This window comes from Priestia sp. VA7, assembly GCF_055710015.1.
In genome coordinates this window covers 1-3,926 of sequence record NZ_JBVQPN010000031.1, presented here as the reverse complement: position 1 = coordinate 3,926, position 3,926 = coordinate 1, and the positions used below count along the sequence as shown (strand labels likewise).

Annotated in this window: 3 protein-coding genes; all 3 read right to left on the bottom strand. The window is 36.8% G+C overall.

The genetic code is table 11. The annotated features are described in order from the left end of the window. Positions 1–426: 426 nt before the first annotated feature. Positions 427–1,320 carry a sigma-70 family RNA polymerase sigma factor gene (locus tag AC0C45_RS29955; protein ID WP_472929325.1) on the bottom strand — a complete coding sequence of 298 codons (894 nt, stop codon included), beginning with the start codon at positions 1,318–1,320 and terminating at the stop codon, positions 427–429. 206 nt (positions 1,321–1,526) lie between these two features. Next, complete coding sequence (locus AC0C45_RS29950; protein WP_237894348.1) at positions 1,527–2,315, bottom strand: ParB N-terminal domain-containing protein; 789 nt, start codon at positions 2,313–2,315, stop codon at positions 1,527–1,529. A 109-nt stretch (positions 2,316–2,424) separates the two neighbouring features. Beyond that, positions 2,425–3,726, bottom strand: coding sequence for a replication protein (locus AC0C45_RS29945; protein WP_472929323.1), 1,302 nt, complete (start codon positions 3,724–3,726; stop codon positions 2,425–2,427). Between the last annotated feature and the right edge of the window lie 200 nt (positions 3,727–3,926).

Sequence of the window (3,926 nt, the reverse complement as noted above, 5' to 3'; positions counted from 1 at the left end):
TCATATAGCATGAATACAGTTAAGACCGCCTTATACACTGATACATAATGGGCGGTCTTTGTTATAGGTATGAATAGTTTTTGAGTATCATAGAAAATAAAAAGCAACCTGGCATGAAGCAGTTTGCTCAAGAAAAAGTAAGAACATTGCTAACACCAGCAATTCCTATATTATCAGTCCAGAAAACACAATTTAATCAGTGAAGAAGAAAAGAGAACCCCATCTATCCTTATAGGGTTCTCTCCTTTACGGAATAAAACAATAGATAATAGTAAAGTGTAAAATATGACATTTTCAAGCATAACCTGAATTTCTAAGCTTCTATAGAGCTACCTTTCTTATAAAAAAGGCTGTTTCACAAAATGAATGTGCAATGGAAAGGACTAATAAGTGAGACCAGTAAAAACGATCACAAAAAGGTAGGATTTATTGAGGTAATTTCTTCTTCCGTAGTCGGTGTAACCTCCGTTGAATTCCATGGGCTGATCTACCGATTAGTTGGCCAATTTCTCGTTGAGTACGACCTTCTTGATAAAACATGTACCATACACGGGCATCTTCCTCTTCAGTCCACTTTTTATTTTCATATTTAGGTCGATTAAAATAATCATATTTTCTTTGTTCCTTTACCCAGTCGGGCTCTGGAATAAGAGTATGTAGGGATACCTTAGAAAAATTAATAAGCTCCTTATTCTGTTGAGCCCATTCCCAAAAGGCTGCTACGTCAATTCCTAAAAATGTTCGTGTATTTGCTCTCAAGATGTTATAGGGCAATTCTTTTTTCTGAATCCAGTTATAAATGGTATGAACATCAACCTGCAGACACTCTGCTAGTTCATATACTGTAATACTTCCCGTATGAGCTCTTACCCCAGGTATCCCTAAACGATATAATCTAGACTCTAATGCTTGTATACTTCGTTGTAAACGTCTAGATAGTTGAGCAAGGGACTTGACTCCATACCATTTTAACAAGTACTCATCCTCTTTTTTAGTCCATCTACGTAATGACGTTTTTCGTACTAATTTTAACAGTCTAATTCGATTCGCAACAGAAGAAGGGCTCTTGCCTAAATGTTTTCCAATCTCTCGATTGTTCATCCTATTAATGTTTACTTTTAAGAACGTATCTTGGTCAGGGGACCATTTTTTGCGTATGCCATTCTGGTTGTTGCGAAGTTGTAGTCGTGAGACCCGTTTATTAACCGATTCTTTACTACGATTTAAACATTCACCAATTTTTTGGAGTGTCATCCGCCCATATTGTTCTTTTAGAAATAAATCTTCTTTCTCCGTCCACAGTTTTTGATTCTTAGTCACTATATCTCCCTCCAATTCGCGACTTAGATGTATAGAAAGCTACGTATAGAGAATAGTAGTGGAGATGTTCATCTTTCCTCAACAGAGATTAAATCCTGTTTCATTTACCTTGTTATCCATTGGACACAGGTTATCACTTTATTTAGGCTGTTTTTGTCTAATTTGTCAGTGAAACGATAAACAATCGTTACTTTTTCTTCGAGTTCTTACTTTTGGTACTCATATACAACAGGAACTTGATTCATTTTGACTGTTTTGGCCACCACATAACGACGGTATCCATCTTTTAAGATCTTTGACCCTTTTTCGATCGTCAACGGCTCATCTAAACGTCCCGTACGCTTCACAAAATCGATTACCTTTTGCGTTTTTTCAGGGTTTGGGCGTGTCTTTAAGAACTCTTCAGGAACGATAATATCATCAAAGTTCACTAGATCCTGAGTTCCCTTCGGTTGGTTGGATAGTGTTGTCTTTTTTTCCTCAGTCTTTTTCTCTTCTGTAGAAGATTGTTGTACTTCTGGTTGAATAGCCTTTACTTCTTTCTTCTCTTCTTTTGCTACAGGTTGAGAAACAGGTGCTTGTTCTTCTCCCTGTTTAGTAGACCCCGTGTTCTTTTGTTCTTGAGAAGGCGCAGAAGCCTCTTGTTTAGATTCTTTTTTTGCATCTGACTCATTCTTCTCTTTATCATTTTTGTTCGGGAGAACCGTAATCTGAAAACAGATTACCCCTATTTCACCAGGGCATTCATCAATGGGAATGTCCAACGTTGGTTCCCCTTGAATTAAAATCTTTTCATGCATGATGCTTTTCTTCGTGAGCCCTGTTTTATTAAAGGCTTTCTTTGCAACAAACACCGTATACGAAATAAAGGTGCTCTTCTTTAATCCTTTAGGCGCAGATGGTGACCCTTTTTCACGCATATCAAAGGCAACGTAGCGATCGTACTCTCGTAGTGGTCCTGTGGCTGATCCGGTTAACGTAATTTTATGTGGCATAATAGTCTCCTCCTGCGTAGATGATTAGCTATTGTTTATTTAGAACACAGTTCTAAATAAACATATTCTATTAAAACATCAGCTTCTAAGGAATTTCTACTTTTTTTGATTAGGAAGCTGTGTCTTTTAACTGATTGTGTTGACGCAAACATTCTTGTTCTTCTGGCGTTAAAGCTTGTCCTAGATCTTGTTTTACCTGAGCTATCTCCAACAAGCTATACGTAGAGCTGTGCTCCTCCAGCAAGTTTTCTTCTTCTAGCGTGAGTTCTTGACCTAAATCTTGCTTTAACTGGATCATTTCAAGCTGTTGATCCAGAGAAACCTCTGCTTTTTGTGTACACTTTTCTTGCTGCTGTTCAGCTTTTAACCAATCAGGAACGAGTTCCTTACGGATAATATGTTTTGGCTTAAGCAATGGTGTTTCTTTGCTTTCGTTATGTATAACTTCTTGTTGGTTTGCGTATACTGATGAATAATCCTGGTCTTTAGGCTTTGTTAAATCATAGAATTGATTTTTCGCAATCTGATAGATTAATCGACACATATCTCCAAGAGATAAAGGGTTTCCTTGTTGATTGGCTTCATGGACATATTTATCTAATCCCACAATGGACGTATACGCAATTTCATGTATGTGCTCTTTCTCAATCGTAATCTCTGTATCTTTTTTTACTGCTTTTGCAGCATTTTGAATACGAGCATAAAAGTCTTGTAGTTGATGGCCATATTTACCTGCATAGACTTGATTGACTTTCTTAGGCACACCTTTGATATAGCTGAATGACTGTGAAACAGACATTAAATGATTATTTATATGATTTACAGGTAAATCAAGGTTAATAAAGGCATGAGATGATTTATCGGCCTCTAAACTTGGTGTATCAACGTTTTCAGCACTTTCTGGAGACGTCACAGGACGTGTCACAGGAGTGGTCATTTCTTCTTGTTGAAGCGTTTGTATTCCTGTTGTATCATGGGCAAAAAAGATTTCGTCGCAAATGTGATGAAAGTTCTTATGGCTTTTAAGGATAAATACATAACTGTCAGGATGAGTACCTGTTGTATCTTCTTTAATGTAACGTGCCACAAGTATAAATGGTGTCGCTTTTAACGAACGTACAAAACGAGAAACCGTACTTTTGGACACATTAAATTTCTTCATAAGCGTTTCAGAACGGATCGCTTGAATGCCCGTAGCCACTAGGTTATAGATGACGTGATCGAGCATTTCCATTCTCTTTTTAGGAAACTCTTTATGTATAGCAGATTGTTTTTGTTTAAAGTGGGTACGAAGACTTTCTAAAAACTCTTCTTTCTTTTTACGAAGCGTGGACTTGTTGCTCCATAACCATTTGAACCGTCCATTGAAGGTATCTACATCTTTTAAATAACAGGTTAATATTTTTGTCATTTGTTCATCTTCTCCTTTAAGGAACACAAAAAAGACACTGTTTCCCTGGAAAAAGGAAAACAATGCCTTGATTTTGATGAACTAAGCCCTTGAAATAGATGTCAATTTCGTATAAAATAAAAACATAAGTTTTATTTTATAGAAAAACTAACTCTATTAACAAGAGACTTCGACAAGTGTTTTCCCTACCGTGATTAGGG